This is a genomic window from Jiella sp. M17.18 (genome assembly GCF_041027365.1).
Lineage (GTDB): Bacteria > Pseudomonadota > Alphaproteobacteria > Rhizobiales > Rhizobiaceae > VKMB-3413.
The window spans coordinates 448,781-462,564 of sequence record NZ_JBFTEH010000003.1 but is presented as its reverse complement, the minus strand read 5'-3'; the positions used below and the strand labels follow the sequence as shown (position 1 = coordinate 462,564).

Sequence of the window (13,784 nt, the reverse complement as noted above, 5' to 3'; positions counted from 1 at the left end):
TCACGATGTTCGTCCAGACGAAGCGAACGGTCTCTGTATGATTGGACTGGTGCTGGTCACCCACGGCCGCCTCGCCGACGAATTCCGCAATGCGGTCGAGCACGTCGTCGGCCCCCAGGATGCCTTCGAGACGATCTCGATCGGCCCCGAGGACGATATGGAACAGCGGCGCGTTGACATCGTCGAGGCCGTGGCGCGCGCCGACCGCGGCGCCGGCGTGATCATCCTCACCGACATGTTCGGTGGAACTCCTTCGAACCTCGCGATTTCCGTCATGGACGGCAAGCGCGTCGACGTGCTCGCCGGGGTGAACCTGCCGATGCTCATCAAGCTCGCCAGCGTGCGCCAGGAGAAGCCTCTGGCCGAGGCTCTCGTCGACGCCCAGGAAGCGGGCCGCAAATACATCAATGTCGCGAGCCGCGTGCTCAGCGGCAAATAATGTCGAGCCGGCGGCCCTTGCGCGAGCAGGGATCGTCCGGCGCCAGGGAGGCGGATTTGGATATGTCGGGCGGCGGTGGCGGCCGCGTCGCGGGGCCGCGAACGCTGACGATCGTCAACAAGCGGGGACTGCATGCGAGGGCCTCGGCACGGTTCGTCCAGACCGTCGAGCCCTTCGACGCCGAGGTCACGATCAGCAGGGACGGGATGAGCGTCGGCGGCCTCTCCATCATGGGCCTGATGATGCTCGCGGCCAGCCAGGGTTCGACGATCGAGGTTTCGGCCGTCGGCCCCGATGCCGAGGCCGTGCTCGACGCGATCGAGGCGCTGGTGGCCAGCCGCTTCGGCGAGGAAGGCTGACAGGACGCCGACCTCACCTTCCCCTGCGCCAGCCACGGCACCTCCCTGCGGCAAAAGCTTCCCGTCAGGGGAAGCTTGCATCAGCCGACAAGTTGTTCTGCGCCATGACTTCGATCGTCGACAATATCAACTCGCCGTGATCAAGCTGCGTGCAAGCCCCGCCTGCGATGGTCCTCCCGCGGTGACGAGGGTCATGTGATGCGGTCCATGCGATCCGGTTGCCGCACATCGTTCCAGAAAGTGAGACGCGCAACGGCCGAGGATCGAGGATCATCATGGCGCCCCTTCGAGACAGCATCCCCAACGAGACGACATGTCCCGTCCCGCTCGAAGTCCTGGCCCTCCTGCTGCGGTCCGACGAGCGCACGCGCGGCAGCCTGATCCGCGAGATCCCCGCCGACGTGCGGTCCCGTCTCGCCTTCTTCTGCTACAACCGCGTCCATCTGCGCGTCCTGGCCTTCCGCATCACGCTGCTCTGCGAGCTGAAGGACCTGCGGCTCCTTGCCGGCGCCAAGGGCGACCTTCTGTACCAGCAGGCGACCGAGCACGGCATCTTCGAGGACGCCGAACTCGGCCGCCCGCGCCACAGGGGCGTCACGCTCGCCAGGACGGCGCGCGGCTGAGGACTGCGAGACTGGCTTCGCAAGGAAAGCCGGTCGGCCGGACGCCGCGACTCCGGCCAGATCTTCGACCCGACGGCCGAACCCTCGGCAGGCTCAGTTCTTGTCCTCGGGGAGCGGTGGCAGCGGCAGGGCGGTGATGCCCTCCTCGTGAAGATCCTTCACCTCGTGCGGCGACGCCTCGCCGTAGATCTGCCGCGCTTCGGTCTCGCCGTAATGGATGCGCCGCGCCTCCTCGGCGAATTTCGGCCCGACATAGTCGGCCTTGGCGCGGACCTCGCGCGCCAGTTCCTGCAGCCTGGCGAAGGCCTTGGCGAGTTCGGGATGCGGCGGCTCGGCATTGGCGAAGGCGGCGGGCGCCGCGCTGCCGGCGGGGACCGGCGCGGCGTTAGCCGGAACCGCCGCAAGGTCCGGCCGCTCGCGCTTCGTCCCCGATACCGCCGGCCGCATCAGCGCCTTGCCGATCTTCACGGATCCGCAGACCGGGCAGGCGATGAGCTCGCGCACCACCTGGCTCTCGAAATCCTCGTTGGAGCGGAACCAGCCGTCGAACTGGTGGCTGTCCGGCCGGCACCGCAGCGCGAAGCGGATCACTCGGCGGCCTCCGCCAGGGCGCCCGTCACCGCGACGCGCTTGCCGCCCTCGCCCATCAGGAAGGGCCGGGCATTCTTCAGGTTCGGGATCTTGCCGCGCGCGGCCGCGACTTCGGCCGTGTCGATATCGGCCACGGCATAGCCGGGCTCGTTGCCGTCCACTTCCGCGACGACGCGGCCCCAGGGATCGACGATCAGCGAATGGCCATAGGTCTCGCGGCCGTCGTCATGGCGCCCGCCCTGCGCGGCGGCGATCACATAGGCGCCGTTCTCGATGGCGCGGGCGCGCAACAGGACATGCCAATGCGCCTCGCCGGTCTGCCGGGTGAAGGCGGCCGGCGCGGTCAGCACCTCAGCCCCCGCCATCGCTTCCTCGCGGAAGAGATGCGGAAAGCGCATGTCGTAGCAGATGGCGAAGCCGAGCCGCGCCGTCCCGCCGTCGAAGGCGAGATCGGCCAGCGCCGCCGCGCCGCCCGGCCGGTAGGTCCGCGACTCGCGCCAGCTCTCGCCATTGTCGAGATCGACGTCGAACATGTGGATCTTGTCGTAGGAGGCGAGACGCGTGCCGTCCGGCGCAAAGAGCAGCGCCCGGTTCGCCACCTTGCCGTCGCCGAGCAGGATCGCCGTCGAGCCGACATGGACATGGATGCCGTGCCGGACGGCGAGACGCGCGGCCGTCGCGGCGATGACGTCGTCCGCCTCCGGGCGCAGCCGCTCGAACAGCGCCGGGCGGTCGCGCTGAACCATGCCGGTCATCTCCGGCGACTGGACGTACTGCGCCCCGTCCTTCACCGCTGCGGCGACGAGCGCCGAGAACGCCTCGGCATTCTCCTCCGGCTCGACGCCGGAGCGCATCTGCAGCACGGCGGCGCGAAACTTCGTCATGCGACGTCTCCCGGATTGGCGCCCTCAGGCGGCGAGCAGCGGATCGAGCTTGCCGGCACGGTCGAGCGCATAAAGATCGTCGCAGCCGCCGACATGGGTGTCGCCGACGAAGATCTGCGGGAAGGTCGCCCCGCCGTTGGCGCGCTCGCGCATCTCCTGGCGAAGCTCGGGCGAGGAGGTCGCGTCCTTCTCCTCGAAGGCGACCCCCTTCTTCTGGAGAAGCTGCTTTGCCCGCGCGCAATAGCCGCAGAACTGACGCGTGTAGATGGTGACGTCCGCCATGACATTCGTCCCGGATGAAAGCTGTCGAAGAAACAGGGATATGGCCTCACTCGCCGCCGGCCGCAACCCTGGCGAAGGTGAGGACGTCGACATCGCTCGCCCCCGCCCGCTTCAGCGCCCGCGTCGCGCTCGCGACCGTCGCGCCGGTCGTATAGACGTCGTCGATCAGAAGAACGCGCCGGCCGCGGATCTCCGGCCGGCGCTGCTCGGGGACGCGGAAGGCGCCGCGCACGTTCTCCTGGCGCTGTCGCGGCCCGAGCCCCACCTGCGTCTGGGTCGGCTTCACGCGGATCAGCGCCAGCGGCGCGAAGTCGACATGCGCTTGCCTCGCGACGCTCCGGCCAAGCTCCGCCGCCTGGTTGAAGCGCCGCCGCCACAGCCGCCCGGCATGCAGCGGCACCGGCACCACCACGTCGGCATCGGCGAGCAGTTCGCCGCCGGCCCGGCTCATCCAGCCGGCCATCAGCGGCACGAGGTCGGTTCGGTCGCCGTATTTCAGCGCGGTGACGAGCCGCGCCGCCAGCCCCTGATAGATCACCGCCGCCCGCAGCCGGGCGAAGGGCGGCGGATCGGCGATCGCCTCGGCCGACAGGAAGCCCTTGCCGAGATCGTAGGAGAAGGGCAGGCAGAGGATCTCGCAATAGGGCCGTTCGATGAAGCGCAGCGCCGACCAGCAATCCGGGCAGACCGTACCGGCGCGCGTAATGGCCGTCTGGCATCCCGGACAGATCGGGGGAAACAACAACCGCCCGAGCGACCCGGTGATGGCTGCGGTACCGCGCTTGAAGATGCGCATCGACCCGTCCCGTTCAGGCGCGGCGCCCGGCCCGGGGCAAGCCGCAGGGTTCCCGCCCGCCGCCACGGCGAGGCCGGAACCTCCTCCAAACCTTGACGATATCCCAGCCGCCGTCAGCTACAAGCTCCCGACCGTTCAAAATTGCTGTGTGTGATTCCATGCCGGACGCCCCGGACCATCTCGTCTTCGACCGCGCGCTGATCGACCGGCGCCGGCTGCGCCGCCTGACGTCGGGCGAACTCGGCCGGACCGGCTTCCTCCTCGAGGCCGTGGCGGACGATCTTGCCGACCGCCTGTCCCTGGTCGAGCGCCACTTCGCCGTAGCGGTGGATCTCGGCGGGCACACCGGCGCGATGGCCGAGCGGCTGAGGCGCAGCGGCCAGACCGGGCTGGTGGTGCGGGTCGAGCGTCTGCCGGGCCTGTTGCGGGGAGAGGATCTGGCTGTCGTCGCCGACGAGGAGGCGCTGCCGCTCGCCGACGACAGCGTCGATCTCATCGTCTCCACCCTATCGCTGCAGCTTGTCAACGATACGCCGGGCGTGCTGGTCCAGATCCGCCGGGCGCTGAAGCCGGACGGCCTCTTCCTCTGCGCCTTCCTCGGCGGCGAAACGCTGAACGAGCTGCGGGCAGCGCTGTTTGCCGCCGAAGCCGAGCTCTACGGCGGAATCTCGCCGCGCGTCGCGCCCTTCGCGGACATCCGCGATGCCGGCGCGCTGTTGCAACGGGCGGGCTTTGCCCTGCCCGTCACCGATACCGACCGCACGATCGTGCGCTACGACAACCTCTTCGCGCTGATGGCCGACATCCGGTCGATGGGCATGGCGAACATGCTGGTGCAGCGCTCGACCCGACCGGTCTCGCGCCGCCTCTTCCTGCGTGCGGCCGAGATCTATGCCGAGCGCTATGCCGACCCCGACGGGCGCATCCGCGCCACCTTCGACGTCATCTCCATGTCCGGCTGGAAGCCGCATGAGAGCCAGCAGAAGCCGCTGAGGCCCGGCAGCGCCAGGGCCAGCCTCGCCGACGCGCTGAAGGACCGCTCCGGCGAGTTCTGACGCCGCGCACGCGGCTGCCTCGTCTGTGCCGCGCCAGCCTTCTACCGGCGGATAGGAGAAGGGCCGGACGACGTCTCCGTCATCCGGCCCTCCTCACTTTCGGATGAAGCCCCCTCGCCTCAGACGAAGGCGCCGTGGCAGTGCTTGAACTTCTTGCCGGAGCCGCAGGGGCAGGGCTCGTTGCGCCCGACATGGCCCCAGCTCGAGGGATCGTTCGGGTCGCCGCGCAGACCGTCGGCCGCCGCCGGGGTGAAGTTGGCGGTCAGCCGCTCGCCGCCGTTGCCGAACTCGTCCATGCCGGTGGTGGCGTCGAAATGGTGGGCCTCCATCGCCGGCACCTGCAGCATCTGCTGCTCCTGCTCTTCCGGCCGCACGATCTCGACCCGCATCATCTGCTGGGTGGTGCGGGCGCGCAGGTTGCCGAGCATCGCCGTGAACAGTTCGAAGGCCTCGGACTTGTACTCGTTCAGCGGATCGCGCTGCGCATAGCCGCGGAAGCCGATGACCGAACGCAGGTGGTCGAGATTGACGAGGTGATCGCGCCAGAGCTGGTCGAGCGTCTGCAGCACGATCGAGCGCTGGACGTAGGCCATGACATCGGCCCCGAAGCGCTCGGCCTTGTCCTTCATCGCCGCGTCCGCCGCCTGGAGGAGACGCTCGCGCACGTCGTCCTCGGCGATGCCCTCCTCCGCCGCCCAGTCCGGGATCGGCAGGTCGAGGTTGAGGACCTCGGCGACCTCCTCCTTCAGTTCCTCGGTGGACCACTGCTCGGGATAGGCCTTTTCCGGGATGTGCCGGGCGACCATCGCCTCGATGGTCTCCTGGCGCATGTCGGCCATGATCTCGTCGAGCTCGGTCGCGTCCATCAGCTCCAGGCGCTGGTCGAAGATGACCCGGCGCTGGTCGTTCATCACGTCGTCGTATTTCAGAAGGTTCTTGCGGATGTCGAAGTTGCGCGCCTCGACCTTCTTCTGGGCCTTCTCCAGCGCCTTGTTGATCCAGGGGTGGACGATCGCCTCGTCCTCCTTGAGGCCGAGCTTGGTGAGCATGGAGTCCATGCGCTCGGACCCGAAGATGCGCATCAGGTCGTCCTGGAGCGACAGGTAGAACTTGGAGCGGCCGGGATCGCCCTGGCGGCCGGAGCGGCCGCGCAGCTGGTTGTCGATGCGCCGCGACTCGTGCCGCTCGGTCGCCAGCACGTAGAGCCCGCCGGCCTGGAGCGCGACTTCCTTCAGCCGCTTGATGTCGGCCCTGATCGCCTCTTCCTTGGCGGTGCGCTCGGGCCCCTCGGGCATGTCGGCGAGCTCGCGCTCGATCCGCATGTCGGCATTGCCGCCGAGCTGGATGTCGGTGCCGCGGCCGGCCATGTTGGTGGCGATGGTCACCGCGCCGGGCACGCCGGCCTGGCTGACGATGTAGGCTTCCTGCTCGTGGTAGCGGGCGTTGAGGACCTGGAAGTTCTTCAGCCCGTCCTTGCGCAGCCGCTCGGCGAGCAGTTCCGACTTCTCGATCGAGGTCGTGCCGACGAGGATCGGCTGGCCGCGCTTGGCGGCCTCCTGGATCTCCTTCGAGATCGCCTTGAACTTCTCGTCGAAGGTCCGGTAGACCTCGTCGTCCTCGTCGATGCGCTGGATCGGCAGGTTGGTCGGGATCTCGATGACGTCGAGGGCATAGATGTCGCCGAATTCGGCGGCTTCCGTCTGCGCCGTGCCGGTCATGCCGGACAGCTTCTTGTACATGCGGAAGTAGTTCTGGAAGGTGATCGAGGCGAGCGTCTGGTTCTCCGGCTGGACGGTCACGCCCTCCTTGGCTTCCAGAGCCTGGTGCAGACCCTCGGAGAAGCGCCGGCCCGGCATCATGCGGCCGGTGAACTCGTCGATGATCACCACCTCGTCGTTACGGACGATGTAGTCCTTGTCGCGCTGGAACAGCGTATGCGCCTTCAGCGCATTGTTGACGTGGTGGACGATCGCGACGTTCTCGATGTCGTAGAGCGAGGCGCCCTGCAGATGCCCGGCCGCCTCCAGCATCCGCTCCAGCTTCTCCGTGCCCTCCTCGGTGAAGGTTACGGAGCGCTGCTTCTCGTCGAGCTCGTAGTCGGACTTGTCGAGCTGCGGGATGAAGCCGTCGATGGTTCGGTAGAGGTCGGAGCGGTCGTCGAGCGGCCCGGAAATGATCAGCGGCGTGCGCGCCTCGTCGATCAGGATCGAGTCGACCTCGTCGACGATCGCGTAGTGGTGGCCGCGCTGCACCATCTGCGAGCGCTCGTACTTCATGTTGTCGCGGAGATAGTCGAAGCCGAGCTCGTTGTTCGTCGCGTAGGTGACGTCGCAGGCATAGGCCTCGCGGCGCTGGTCGTCGTCGAGGCCGTGGACGATGATGCCCGTCGTCAGGCCGAGGAAGCGGTAGACCCTGCTCATCCACTCGGCGTCGCGCGAGGCGAGGTAGTCGTTGACCGTGACGACGTGGACGCCCTTGCCCTCGAGCGCGTTGAGATAGACCGCGAGGGTCGCGACCAGCGTCTTGCCTTCGCCGGTCTTCATCTCGGCGATGGAGCCGGAATTCAGCACCATGCCGCCGATCATCTGGACGTCGAAGTGGCGCATGCCGAGGACGCGCTTGGCCGCCTCACGGACAACTGCGAAGGCAGGCACCAGGAGGTCGTCGACAGTCTTGCCGGCGGCAATCTCCGCCTTGAAGGCCTCCGTCTTGCCCCGAAGCTCCTCGTCCGACAGCGCGGCCATCTCGTCTTCGAGTGCGGCGATCGCGTCGACCCGGCTCTGATAGCGCCGGACGAACCTCTCGTTTGCCGAACCCAGCAACTTGCGAGCGAGGCCGCCAAAACTGACCATGAACCGGTCCTTCCAATTTCGTGAGCTGCCGATGCCCTCACCGGCCCGCCGGCCGCTGCCGCATTCCCGGTGGTTTGACCGCTATCGGGAGCCTTCAATCTATGCGGAAGGCGGCTGGACTTTCAGATGGCGCGAGAGATAAGAGGGGGCCAAACCGATGTCAACGGCGTCCCGGCCCCAGCGGCGGCGCCGGCTCGCAGGAGCGGGAGCGGTGCGAAAGGCCGCTTTCGGTGTGGGCCAGGCATTCCAACCTCCCGGAAGGAAGATCGTTCCATGACCATGAAGCTTCGCCTCGCCCTGACGGCCGGCGCCCTCGCCCTCTCGACCGCGATCGCGGCCGCCGCTCCGGCGGCTTCCCCCGCCGATTCCGACGTCATCGCGAAGGTCGGATCGGCCAAGATCACCGAGGCCGAGCTGAAGGCCGCCCAGAACGACATCGGCCAGCAGTTCCAGAACCTCTCCGACGACCAGCAGCGGCTCGCCGTCCTCTCCGCGCTGATCGACATCAAGGCGCTCGCCGAAGAGGCCGAGAAGGCGAACATGCAGAAGGACCCGCAGGTCGCCGCGCAGCTCGCCTTCGAGCGCGACCGCACGCTGCACAACGCCTATTTCGCCAAGAAGGGCGTCGACACGATCTCCGACAAGGACCTCAAGGACCTCTACGACAAGGAGGTCAAGACGATCCCGCCGCAGCAGGAGATCCATGCCCGCCACATCCTGGTGAAGACCAAGGAGGAGGCGCAGAAGATCATCGACCAGCTGAACAAGGGCGCCGACTTCGAGACGCTCGCCAAGAAGGAGTCGACCGGGCCGTCGGGGCCGAAGGGCGGCGATCTCGGCTGGGTCGAGAAGGGCCAGCTGGTGCCGGCCTTCGAAAAGGCCGCCTTCGCGCTGAAGCCGGGCGAATACACCAAGGAGCCGGTGCAGACCCAGTTCGGCTGGCACGTGATCAAGGTCGAGGGCGAGCGCCAGGCGCCGCCGCCGAGCTTCGACCAGGTCAAGGACCAGCTGCGCCAGCTGGCCATGCGCCAGAAGTACATGCAGCTGGTGCAGGACGCCCGCAAGAACTTCAAGGTCGAGTATGTCGACCCGAAGGTGAAGAAGCAGGTCGACGATCTCGAGAAGTCGGTCGCCGCGGGCGCCAACGGTGCCGCCGCAGGCGACGCGCAGTCGGCCGCGCCGGCGACGCCGGCCAAGTAGGTCTCGGCCGAACGGTATGGCGGAAGGGGCAGCCCCCCTTCCGCTTCCATCGCTGCTCCTTCAGGACCCGTCATGACGACCACCGTCTCGCCTCTGGCTCCGAAGACCTTCGCGACCCTTCCGGCCATCGAGGGGCTGCGGATCGCGACCGCCGCCGCCGGCATCAAGTACAAGGGGCGCACCGACGTCCTGATGATGGAGTTCGACGCGCCGGCCGACGTCGCCGGCGTCTTCACCACCTCCAGATGCCCCTCGGCGCCGGTGGACTTCTGCCGTGAGAGCCTGAAGGGCGGCACGGCGCGCGCCGTCGTCGTGAATTCCGGCAATGCCAACGCCTTCACCGGCAAGCGCGGCCGGCAGTCGACCGCGATGACGGCCGAGGCCGCCGCCGCCGCCGTCGGCTGCGAGCCGGGCCAGGTCTTCCTCGCCTCGACCGGCGTTATCGGCGAGCCGCTCGACGCGGCGAAGTTCGCCGGCCTGCTCGGCGGCATGGCCGAGGCGGCGCGGCCCGATCGCTGGCGCGAGGCGGCCGAGGCGATCATGACGACCGACACCTATCCGAAGGTGGCGACGCGCACGGTCGCGATCGACGGCGTCGCGGTGACGATCAACGGCATCGCCAAGGGCGCCGGCATGATCGCGCCGGACATGGCGACGATGCTGTCCTTCGTCGCGACCGACGCGGCCATCGCGGCGCCGGCGCTGCAGGCCATGCTGACCGAGGCGGTGGCCCCGAGCTTCAACTCGGTCACGGTCGACAGCGATACCTCCACGTCCGACACGCTGCTGCTGTTCGCCACCGGCGCGGCCGCGGCGCGCGGCTGCCCGCGCATCGCGGACGCCGCCGATCCGCGTCTTGCCGACTTCCGCGCTGCGCTCGGCGACCTGCTGCTCGACCTCGCCCGCCAGGTCGCCCGCGACGGCGAGGGCGCGCGCAAGGAAATCCAAGTGACGGTCGAGGGTGCGGCGAGCGACGCGGCGGCCAAGCGCATCGCGCTGTCGATCGCGAACTCCCCGCTGGTGAAGACCGCCGTCGCCGGCGAGGATGCCAACTGGGGCCGCGTCGTCATGGCCGTCGGCAAGGCCGGCGAGGAGGCCGACCGCGACCGGCTGGCGATCCATTTCGGCGACGTCCGCGTCGCCGTCGACGGCGAGCGCGACCCGGCCTATTCCGAGGAAGCGGCCTCCGCCGTCATGCGCCGGACGGAAATCCCGATCCGCGTCGAGCTCGGTCTCGGCGAGGGTCGCTGGACCGTCTACAGCTGCGATCTCACCAAGGACTATGTCGCGATCAATGGCGATTACCGAAGCTGAGCGGCTGCGCCAGCTGGCCGTGGTGCGGCGGCTGGAAGCGGCGGGATTCCGCGCCTGGCCGGCGACCTCGACGGCCTTCGACGGCACCTGGGCGGTGCGGCTGACGCGGTCCTTCCCGGCCAAGCGGCTGAATTCGGTCAATCCGCTCGACCCGTCCGACAATGCGGACATTCCCGCCCGGATCGCCCGCGCCCGCAAGACCTTCGCCGAATACGGCCGTTCCGTCATCGTGCGCCAGTCGCCGCTGGCCCCGCCGGACCTCATCGCCTATCTGGACGAGGAAGGCTGGCAGAGCTTCGGCGAGTCGCTGGTGATGACGGCCGATCTCGCCGACCTCGATCTCGCCGGCACCGTCGACCGCATCCCGATCCGCGACATGGCCCGCTATGTCGAGGCGAGCCTTGCCGTTCACGAGCGGCCGACGACCTTGCGCGGCGGGCTGATGGAGATCCTGCAGGCGATCCGCCCGCCGAGCGGCCTGTTCGTGTGCGAGGACGAAGGCCGGCGGCCGATCGCCGTCGCGCTGGCGATCCACGACAACGACCTCGCCGGCCTGCTCGACGTCGCCGTCGCGGCGGACGAGCGCGGCAAGGGCATCGGCGGCGACCTCGTGCGCACGGCCCTGCGCTACACCGCCCACAAGGGCGCCAAGACCGCCTGGGTGCAGGTCGAGGCCGACAATGCCGCCGGCCTCGCGCTCTACGGCAAGCTCGGCTTTACGCTCGCCTATCGCTACGTCTATCGCGCGCCGCCGGGAGAGGCCCGGTGAGCGAGGCGGCAACCGTCGCGGGACGCCGGCTGCTTCTCGTCGTCGCCTGCGCACTGATCGATGCGGACGGCCGCGTCCTCATCTCCGAACGACCCGCCGGCAAGGCGCTCGCCGGCCTCTGGGAGTTTCCCGGCGGCAAGCTCGAGCCCGGCGAGACGCCCGAAGAGGCGCTGGTGCGCGAACTGCAGGAAGAGCTCGGCGTCGTCACGCAGGTCGCCTGCCTCGCGCCGCTGACCTTCGCCAGCCACGCCTATGACGACTTCCACCTCCTGATGCCGCTCTATGTCTGCCGGCGCTTCTCGGGCACGGCGACGCCGCGCGAGGGGCAGCGGCTGAAATGGGTGCGCCCGCAGGGTCTGCGCGACTATCCGATGCCGCCGGCCGACGCGCCGCTGATCGCGCATCTGACGGATCTCCTGCCGGCCGGCGCCTGATCAACGACCATATCCCCTTGGGGAATGGGTCGGATAAAGTCGGCGCGCGGTCTTTAAGCTCTTTTTCAGCCTTGCCTGTCACTCTGGTTCTCCAGAGCTTTGACGGGCGGAGCACGATGCGCGACTTCGACGCCGAGAACCGATACCTCGACGAGGAAGAACCGACGCGCCGCATGGCCGGGCTCGGCACGGGCCTGTTCCGGGCGACGCTGCTGTTCGGCTCGCTGGTGTTGGCGCTGGCCCTCGTGCTGGCGCCGGCCGCCGATCGCGGCGCCGACTATCTCCTCGCCTCGGGCCGTCCGCAGCTCGACATGATGGCGACGGGCTCGGTCGCGCCGGCCTCCTCCTACACGCTGCGCCGCAGCGTCCTGCAGCCGCCGGGTTCGCCGGCCTGCATCCTTCCCGCGAACGGAGCGAGGTGGGGCCGATGCTGACGTCACTGGCCGTGCAGCCTCACGCCCGGGGAGCCCGCTGGCTCCTCAAGCGCTTCCTGCGATGCGAAAGCGGCGCCACGGCGATCGAGTACTCGCTCATCTGCGTGATCATGAGCGCAGCAGTGGTCGCAGCCGTCACGCTGCTGAAGCAGCCGCTGGTCGACACGCTCAGTTATATCGCCGCGGCGATGTGGCCCTGACCGGGCGATCGCGCCCGCCGACTTAACGCCTCGACGCCCGCGTCGTCGTCACAGTTCGAGAAGCCTCGGCCGGGGTCTGCAAGCCCATGCGCCGGCACCGGCGCGCCGAACGTCCGGCTGACGCTGATGCGTCTTGCTCGCAGCCCATCTCGCCAGCCTGACCTATTACAGCGAAAGCCCCTGCAGGGCATGCCTGCAGGGGCCGATGATACGTTGGTTCCGGGAGCGGAGCGGCGCTTCGCTCAGAAGAAGCTGGCGAGGAAGGACGAGGACTTCTCGCCGCCGACACGGTTGCCGAGCCGGTCGAAGCCCTGGCGACGGTGCTGCTCCTGGGCATAGGCCTCCGGCGTGATCGGCTGGCCGGTCTTGTAGGTGAAGGTCGAGGTCTCGGCGAACTCGCTCGGCGAGAGGGACTCGGCGATCTTCTGCTCCTCGGCCGCGTCCGAGGCGCTCTTCGCGGCCACCTGCGGCGGCGCCTGGACGCTGGGGCACGGGCCCGTCGGCGTCAGGCTGGCGACCGTCTCCGCCGTCTGGTCGAAGATGTAGTGCTTCTGGCAGACCCCGACATTCGGCTGCAGATGCGTCGTCTCGAAATAGTCAGAGCCCTTCTTCAGCATCTGCCAGAAGGCGTAGTGCTCGGAATTGCGGTGCCGGGCCATGTTCTTCGGCGTCATGCGGAACGGATAGGCCTGGATCTGGAACGCACGCTGGCCGCCCTCGAAGGCGTCGCGGGCCAGCGCGTAGATCTCCTGCACCTGCGCATCGTCCATGGCGTAGCAGCCGGACGAATTGCACGAGCCGTGGATCATCAGCGACGAGCCCGTCCCGCCGTTCACACGGTCGTACTGGTTGGGATAGCCGATGTTGATCGCCAGGTGGTAGTTCGAGTTCGGGTTCAGCTGGCCCGGCGTGACCGTGTAGAAGCCCTCGGGCGCCTGACGGTCGCCCTCCTTCGTCTTCGGGCCGAGCTTTCCCGACCAGGCGCAGATCTTGTAGGTCTTGAGCAGGCCGAAGGTGCCGTCGGTCTTCTGCTTCCAGATCTCGAGGTCGGAGTCTTCCTTGTAGAGCCGGACCAGGATGGGCGAGTGGACGCCCATTCCCTGCGCCTTGATGGCCGCAGCGAGATCGCTCGGCAGCGGCGCATTGGCCGGCAGAAGATCGTCATACTTGCAGCCGGAAACGGAAAACAGACAGACTGCGACGAAAATCGCCGCCACGACGCGTCGGACGAACATTCCCCTCATCCCCTCGCTGAGCGGGGCCCTGCCCGGCCGCCGTCCCGATCGGGCCGGCATTGGGCGAGCCACCGTCGGCTCTCGCGACACTGTGCGCCGTACCCCCGGCGCCCGCGTCGCATGCTTGCAGTCAGTCTAGCGCAGCCATGCTTAAGGGAATCTTGCGGTCGCCCCACCGACCGGCTGCGCTCCGACCCCGTCGCATCCCCTCTTACGGGAGAGAATGGCTTTATTCTGGCAAATGCCCGTGCGGAACGGAAGAACCACACTGTTGCGCATGCGCAACGAGGCGCCGGAAACCGGTGGTGAGCCGAGGC

General features: G+C 68.4%; 17 protein-coding genes. 10 read left to right on the top strand and 7 right to left on the bottom strand.

The window, feature by feature from the left end; translation table 11 throughout:
• The first annotated feature begins 37 nt into the window (after positions 1 to 37).
• Together AB5S17_RS08615 and AB5S17_RS08610 are read left to right on the top strand one after the other, a co-directional pair.
• On the top strand, positions 38 to 439 hold the full coding sequence (locus AB5S17_RS08615; RefSeq protein ID WP_369238352.1) for a PTS sugar transporter subunit IIA: 402 nt from the start codon (positions 38 to 40) through the stop codon (positions 437 to 439).
• 62 nt (positions 440 to 501) lie between these two features.
• The gene (locus tag AB5S17_RS08610) at positions 502 to 798 is read left to right on the top strand and encodes an HPr family phosphocarrier protein (RefSeq protein WP_369238350.1); all 297 of its coding nucleotides are present in this window, start codon (positions 502 to 504) and stop codon (positions 796 to 798) included.
• Between the two features lie 64 nt (positions 799 to 862).
• Here AB5S17_RS08610 and AB5S17_RS08605 read toward each other — a convergent pair whose 3' ends face one another.
• Positions 863 to 1,075: a hypothetical protein gene (locus AB5S17_RS08605; RefSeq protein ID WP_369238214.1), complete on the bottom strand. Its 213-nt coding sequence runs from the start codon at positions 1,073 to 1,075 to the stop codon at positions 863 to 865.
• Between AB5S17_RS08605 and AB5S17_RS08600 the strand changes: the two genes are divergently transcribed.
• On the top strand, positions 1,074 to 1,421 hold the full coding sequence (locus AB5S17_RS08600) for a hypothetical protein (RefSeq protein WP_369238212.1): 348 nt from the start codon (positions 1,074 to 1,076) through the stop codon (positions 1,419 to 1,421). The two genes, AB5S17_RS08605 and AB5S17_RS08600, sit on opposite strands and share 2 nt — an antisense overlap.
• Before the next feature lie 93 nt (positions 1,422 to 1,514).
• Here AB5S17_RS08600 and AB5S17_RS08595 read toward each other — a convergent pair whose 3' ends face one another.
• Genes AB5S17_RS08595 through AB5S17_RS08580 form a run of 4 tightly spaced genes read right to left on the bottom strand, consistent with a single transcriptional unit; the run spans position 1,515 to position 3,974 of the window.
• Positions 1,515 to 2,012 (bottom strand): DUF1178 family protein, encoded by a 498-nt coding sequence (locus tag AB5S17_RS08595; RefSeq protein ID WP_369238210.1) that lies wholly within the window; start codon positions 2,010 to 2,012, stop codon positions 1,515 to 1,517.
• Positions 2,009 to 2,896 carry a carbon-nitrogen hydrolase family protein gene (locus tag AB5S17_RS08590; protein WP_369238208.1) on the bottom strand — a complete coding sequence of 296 codons (888 nt, stop codon included), beginning with the start codon at positions 2,894 to 2,896 and terminating at the stop codon, positions 2,009 to 2,011. Before AB5S17_RS08590 ends, AB5S17_RS08595 begins: the two co-directional genes overlap by 4 nt.
• Positions 2,897 to 2,920: 24 nt before the next feature.
• Positions 2,921 to 3,178, bottom strand: a complete 258-nt coding sequence (grxC, locus tag AB5S17_RS08585; protein ID WP_369238206.1) for a glutaredoxin 3 — start codon at positions 3,176 to 3,178, stop codon at positions 2,921 to 2,923.
• 46 nt (positions 3,179 to 3,224) lie between these two features.
• Entirely contained in the window at positions 3,225 to 3,974 is a 750-nt protein-coding gene (locus AB5S17_RS08580; RefSeq protein WP_369238204.1) for a ComF family protein, read from the bottom strand.
• Between the two features lie 158 nt (positions 3,975 to 4,132).
• Between AB5S17_RS08580 and AB5S17_RS08575 the strand changes: the two genes are divergently transcribed.
• Positions 4,133 to 5,029: a methyltransferase domain-containing protein gene (locus tag AB5S17_RS08575; protein WP_369238202.1), complete on the top strand. Its 897-nt coding sequence runs from the start codon at positions 4,133 to 4,135 to the stop codon at positions 5,027 to 5,029.
• A gap of 119 nt (positions 5,030 to 5,148) precedes the next feature.
• Here AB5S17_RS08575 and secA read toward each other — a convergent pair whose 3' ends face one another.
• The gene (gene secA / locus AB5S17_RS08570; protein ID WP_369238200.1) at positions 5,149 to 7,881 is read right to left on the bottom strand and encodes a preprotein translocase subunit SecA; all 2,733 of its coding nucleotides are present in this window, start codon (positions 7,879 to 7,881) and stop codon (positions 5,149 to 5,151) included.
• Between the two features lie 273 nt (positions 7,882 to 8,154).
• On the opposite strand from secA, the gene AB5S17_RS08565 reads away from it, so the two are divergent.
• From AB5S17_RS08565 to AB5S17_RS08540, 6 genes are all read left to right on the top strand, one after another.
• Entirely contained in the window at positions 8,155 to 9,081 is a 927-nt protein-coding gene (locus tag AB5S17_RS08565; RefSeq protein ID WP_369238198.1) for a peptidylprolyl isomerase, read from the top strand.
• 72 nt (positions 9,082 to 9,153) lie between these two features.
• Positions 9,154 to 10,395, top strand: coding sequence for a bifunctional glutamate N-acetyltransferase/amino-acid acetyltransferase ArgJ (gene argJ / locus AB5S17_RS08560; protein WP_369238196.1), 1,242 nt, complete (start codon positions 9,154 to 9,156; stop codon positions 10,393 to 10,395).
• On the top strand, positions 10,376 to 11,164 hold the full coding sequence (locus AB5S17_RS08555) for a GNAT family N-acetyltransferase (protein WP_369238194.1): 789 nt from the start codon (positions 10,376 to 10,378) through the stop codon (positions 11,162 to 11,164). The genes argJ and AB5S17_RS08555 overlap by 20 nt, the downstream gene beginning before the upstream one ends.
• Positions 11,161 to 11,598 carry an 8-oxo-dGTP diphosphatase MutT gene (mutT, locus tag AB5S17_RS08550; protein WP_369238192.1) on the top strand — a complete coding sequence of 146 codons (438 nt, stop codon included), beginning with the start codon at positions 11,161 to 11,163 and terminating at the stop codon, positions 11,596 to 11,598. Before AB5S17_RS08555 ends, mutT begins: the two co-directional genes overlap by 4 nt.
• Before the next feature lie 116 nt (positions 11,599 to 11,714).
• Positions 11,715 to 12,032 (top strand): hypothetical protein, encoded by a 318-nt coding sequence (locus tag AB5S17_RS08545; RefSeq protein WP_369238190.1) that lies wholly within the window; start codon positions 11,715 to 11,717, stop codon positions 12,030 to 12,032.
• Complete coding sequence (locus AB5S17_RS08540) at positions 12,026 to 12,232, top strand: Flp family type IVb pilin (protein ID WP_369238188.1); 207 nt, start codon at positions 12,026 to 12,028, stop codon at positions 12,230 to 12,232. Before AB5S17_RS08545 ends, AB5S17_RS08540 begins: the two co-directional genes overlap by 7 nt.
• A 242-nt stretch (positions 12,233 to 12,474) precedes the next feature.
• On the opposite strand, the gene AB5S17_RS08535 is transcribed toward AB5S17_RS08540, so the two are convergent.
• Positions 12,475 to 13,467 carry a L,D-transpeptidase family protein gene (locus AB5S17_RS08535; RefSeq protein ID WP_369238186.1) on the bottom strand — a complete coding sequence of 331 codons (993 nt, stop codon included), beginning with the start codon at positions 13,465 to 13,467 and terminating at the stop codon, positions 12,475 to 12,477.
• Positions 13,468 to 13,784: the final 317 nt, after the last annotated feature.